2 protein-coding genes and 1 pseudogene are annotated in these 2,139 nt (G+C 69.5%); 2 read left to right on the top strand and 1 reads right to left on the bottom strand.

What is annotated here, in order from left to right; translation table 11 throughout:
* The first annotated feature begins 67 nt into the window (after positions 1-67).
* Positions 68-1,333, top strand: a complete 1,266-nt coding sequence (locus ACRDP3_RS14260) for an Ig-like domain-containing protein (RefSeq protein ID WP_431517296.1) — start codon at positions 68-70, stop codon at positions 1,331-1,333.
* A gap of 55 nt (positions 1,334-1,388) precedes the next feature.
* On the opposite strand, the gene ACRDP3_RS14255 is transcribed toward ACRDP3_RS14260, so the two are convergent.
* Positions 1,389-1,817 (bottom strand): hypothetical protein, encoded by a 429-nt coding sequence (locus ACRDP3_RS14255; protein ID WP_431517295.1) that lies wholly within the window; start codon positions 1,815-1,817, stop codon positions 1,389-1,391.
* Positions 1,818-2,005: 188 nt separating this feature from the next.
* On the opposite strand from ACRDP3_RS14255, the pseudogene ACRDP3_RS14250 reads away from it, so the two are divergent.
* Positions 2,006-2,139: pseudogene (locus tag ACRDP3_RS14250) on the top strand (cytochrome c oxidase subunit 3); the annotation flags it as partial.

The following is a 2,139-nucleotide window of genomic DNA, read 5'->3' as shown; positions in this document are numbered from 1 at the left end:
TCCGGGGGCCGACCCATTTGCCTGCGCCCAACAGGCCCAAAACGGCGTCACTTCATATTTTGGGCCTATGAATCACTCAGCGAATACAGCGAAGCGCCGGCTCACCGCCGGCTGTGCCATCGCGCTCGCGCCGCTGGCTCTCGGGCTCGCCGCGTGCAGCTCCGACAACACCGGAAACCCGCTGGCGGGTGCCCCCTACGACGCCAGCGACCAGATCGCCGTGAATGCCGGCGACAACGGCAGCACCGTGGACCCCGCCCATCCCCTGAAGGTCACAGCCACCGGCGAGGAGGGGAAAATAGCCGACGTCACCGCGGTCGACACCGCGGGCCGCTTCCTGCGGGGCGAGCTCTCCGACGACGGCACCCGCTGGCACAGCACCACACCACTCGCCGCGGGTGCGAGCTACACCCTCCACGTCAGCACCGAGAACAGCGCGGGTGAGCAGGGCCGCCGGACGCTGAACTTCCAGACCAAGCCCGCTCACGCGAAAAGGCTCGGAGTCACCCTCGGCCCGGACAGCGGTACGTACGGGGTCGGCCAGCCCGTCACCGCCGAGCTGAGCCACAAGATCAAGAGCGCGAAGCAGCGCAGAATCGTCGAGCGCGCGCTGATCGTCCGCTCCACCCCCAAGGTGGCGGGCAGCTGGACCTGGGTGGACGGCAAGGAGCTGCACTACCGCCCGCAGGCGTACTGGCCCGCCCACACCTCCATACGGGTCCGCTCCCGAATAGCCGGGCTGAAGATACGCGACGGTCTCTACGGCGACACCGACAAGTCCCTGAAGCTGAAGACGGGGGACCGGATGGAGGCGGTCGCCGACGCCTCAGGCCTCAGCATGAAGGTCAAGAAGAACGGCAAGGTCATCAGATCGATGCCGATCACCACCGGAAAGGCCGGCTTCGAGACCCGTAACGGCACCAAGGTGATACTCGGCCGGGAGGGGTTCGTACGGATGCGGAGCGCCACCGTCGGCATCGGGGGCGGGGAATCCTACGACCTGGGGGTGCACTGGGCCACGCGGCTCACCTGGAGCGGTGAGTACGTGCACGCCGCCCCGTGGTCGGCCGGTTCGCACGGAGTCGCCAACAGCAGCCACGGCTGTACGGGCATGAGCACCGGCAACGCCGCGTGGTTCTTCGAGAACGTCCGCCCCGGGGACCTTGTCACGCACGTCAACAGCAACGGCGAAGACATGCCCGCCTTCGGCAACGGATTCGGCGACTGGAACCTGTCCTGGACGAAGTGGAAGGAAGGCAGCGCCCTGCGCCCCGGCACCCAGGACACCGGGGGCACCTCCCTGGATGCGGCCAGGCTCCGTCCCCAGCTCTGAGCCGCCCCTGGCCCCCCTCGCTGAGCGCTCCCGCCGGGCGGCTGGTCCTGGGCTGCTAGGCCGACGCGGTGGTGTCGGCGCCGGTCGCGCTGCCGGCCGGCGCCGGGCGCAGCAGACCGGCCAGCGTGCCCGCGAGGGCGACGGGGTCGATCGGGTGCGAGACGGCCGCCTCGGCGCGGCTCCAGGACGCCAGCCAGGCGTCCTGGGGGCGGCCGATCAGCAGCAGCACCGGCGGGCAGTCGAAGATCTCGTCCTTGATCTGCCGGCACACGCCCATGCCGCCGGCCGGCGCGGTCTCACCGTCCAGCACGCAGACGTCGATGTGCTGCTTCTCCAGGGTGGTCAGGACTGCCGGGAGGGTCGCGCACTCCACGTACTCGACCGCCGGTACGTCAGCGGCGGGCCGGCGGCCGGCGGCGAGCCGTACCTGCTCGCGGGTGTTGGCGTCGTCGCTGTAGACCAGCACCGTGGCGGTCGGCTGCATGGTTCCTCCGCTGAAGGTCTCGCACGTGATCACGTCATCGGCCGGAGCCGCTGCGCGGATGCTACTCCCTCCCACGCTCCGTCAACACCGCTCCCCACGCCTGCCCGAGGGCCTGGTTGAGCTGGAGACGGCCCGCAGACACACCGAACGGCACCCCGGCAACGGGGGCTCGATCAGCGACCGACATAATGTCGGTCGTGGCGACAGCAACTGCAGTAGAAACCGGGCACGCGCACCCGTCGGTCAACCGGCCGAACCTCACCAGCGTCGGAACCATCATCTGGCTGAGTTCCGAGCTGATGTTCTTCGCGGCCCTCTTCGC

Source organism: Streptomyces sp. (assembly GCF_050698815.1).
In the GTDB taxonomy this organism is placed as follows: domain Bacteria; phylum Actinomycetota; class Actinomycetes; order Streptomycetales; family Streptomycetaceae; genus Streptomyces.
This window is presented reverse-complemented; position numbering and strand designations above follow the sequence as displayed.

Coding starts and splice junctions, on each gene's coding strand:
- ACRDP3_RS14260 (WP_431517296.1), top strand. CDS start 68: ATGAATCACTCAGCGAATACAGCGAAGCGCCGGCTCACCGCCGGCTGT.
- ACRDP3_RS14255 (WP_431517295.1), bottom strand. CDS start 1,817: ATGCAGCCGACCGCCACGGTGCTGGTCTACAGCGACGACGCCAACACC.